This is a genomic window from Streptomyces sp. SID9727, from assembly GCF_010550605.1.
Taxonomy (GTDB): domain Bacteria; phylum Actinomycetota; class Actinomycetes; order Streptomycetales; family Streptomycetaceae; genus Streptomyces.
This window is the reverse complement of the sequence record NZ_JAAGNI010000287.1, coordinates 1-1928: the sequence shown is the minus strand read 5'-3', so window position 1 is coordinate 1928 and position 1928 is coordinate 1. Positions and strand designations below refer to the sequence as shown.

The window sequence follows — 1928 nt, the reverse complement described above, 5'->3', positions numbered from 1 at the left end:
CCGCACCGCCCGGCGCCCCGGCCGGCGGCGCGACGGCCGGGCCCGGGGTGCCCCGGCAGCGGCAGACCGAGCGGGGCTCCGGGCTCCGGGTCGGTGAGGGGGACGTGGCCGCGCTGCGCTCGGTGGCCGAGCTCTTCCGGACGCTCGACCACGCCTACGGCGGCGGGCACGCCCGGCAGGCCCTCGTGCGGTACCTGGAGCACGAGACGGAGCCGATGCTGCGCGGCACGTACGGAGAGGCGACCGGCCGGCGGCTGTTCGGGGCCGCCGCCGACCTGACCAGGCTGGCGGGCTGGACCTCGTACGACATCGCGGCGCACGGCCTCGCCCAGCGCTATTTCGTCCAGGCGCTGCGGCTGTCCCAGGCGGCCGGCGACCGGGCGTACGGCAGCTACGTGCTGATCACCATGAGCCGTCAGGCGGTCTATCTCACCCACGGCCGGGAGGCGGTCCAGCTGGCCCGGGTGGCGCAGCAGGGCATCGGCTCGGCCGCGCCCCACACCGTCATGGCCCTGCTGCACGCGGTGGAGGCGCGCGGGCACGCGGTGCTCGGGGACTCCAAGGCGTGCACGGCCTCGCTCGCCCGGGCGGAACGCGCGCTGGAGACGGCCCGGCCCGGTGACGAGGTGCCGCACTGGGCGCGCCACTTCGACGAGGCGCAGCTCGCCGACGAGTTCGGGCACTGCCATCGCGACCTCCAGCAGTACCGGTCCGCCGCGCAGTACGCGGAGCGCGCGCTCCAGCTGCGCGCCCCGGCGTACGCCCGCAGCAGGCTGTTCTGCCGGGTGGTGCTGGCGTCCGCCCGGCTGGGGCTGGGGGAGCTGGACCAGGCGTGCCGGCTGGGCGCGGAGGCCGCCCAGCAGGCGGCCGAGATGCGCTCGGTGCGGGCCACGGAATACGTACGGGACTTTGAACGGCGGCTGGAGCCCTACCGGGACGCCGCCGCCGTGCGCGGCTACCGGGAGCGGGTCGCCGCGCTGGGCTGAGAGGCCCCGCTTCAGGCCGCCTCGGGGAGCGCGGGGGCGTCCCCGGCGGCCGGGTGGACGCCGAGGTCGTGGAGGATCGACGCGGCGGCGCGGGCGCCCGAGGCCAGGGCGCCCTGGACGGTGCCGGTGTCGCGGTGGTCGCCGCACACGTAGAGCCCGGCGAGGACCCGGACCGGGCGGTGCGGGTCGTGCGGGGCGGGCATCGCGGGGACGGCCTCCGGGTCGTGGTGGGCGGCCAGCAGCTCCCAGTCGTCGGTGGGCACGCCGTAGAGCGCGGCGAGGTGGGCGCGGACCGTGCGGTCGAGGTCGTCGGGCGGGGTGCCGAGGACCGTGGAGCTGATCAGGGTCCGGCCGTGCGGGGCGCGGGCCGGGTCGACCTCGCTCATCACGGCGGTGTGGGACACGGGTCCCGAACGGTCGGCGTCCAGGACGAGCGAGGCGCCGGTGGGCGGGGGAGCGGGCGCGGTGTGGTGGAGCACCGTCACGGGGTGGAAGGAGGGCAGGCGCAGGCCCGGCAGGAGTTCGGCGGCGGCGCTCGCTCCGGTGGCCACGAGCAGGGAGCGGCAGCCCAGCTCGCCGTGCTCCTTGGTGCGTACGGAGGTGATGTCGGCGGAGGCGACGTGCACCCCGGTGCGTACGGTGCCCGGCGGCAGGGAAGCGGCGAGGAGCGCCGGCAGCGTACCCGCCCCGCCCTCGGGGACGCACAGCCGTCCGCTCGCGTACGTCCGCAGGGCGAGGTCGGCGCACCGGCTGGACGTGGTGAGGTCCGGGTCGCTGAGCAGTGCGGTGAGCAGCGGGCGGACGAAGCCGTCGAGCGTACGGGAGGAGAGCCGGCCGGCCAGGGCGTCGAGCGCGGGGCGTTCGGGCCGGGCGAGGACGCGGGCCGGCGGTGTGGCGGCGAGCCGGGCCAGGGCCACGCCGAGCCGGGCGTGGTCGATCGCG

The 1928-nt window shown here is 77.7% G+C and carries 1 protein-coding gene and 1 pseudogene; one reads left to right on the top strand and one right to left on the bottom strand.

Going from position 1 to position 1928, the window contains the following annotated elements; genetic code table 11:
• A pseudogene (locus G3I41_RS18480) lies at positions 1–986 on the top strand (regulator); the annotation flags it as partial.
• 11 nt (positions 987–997) lie between these two features.
• Here the strand turns inward: G3I41_RS18480 and G3I41_RS18475 are convergent.
• On the bottom strand, positions 998–1928 hold a 931-nt coding region (locus G3I41_RS18475; RefSeq protein WP_164401326.1), incomplete at its 5' end, for an FAD-dependent oxidoreductase.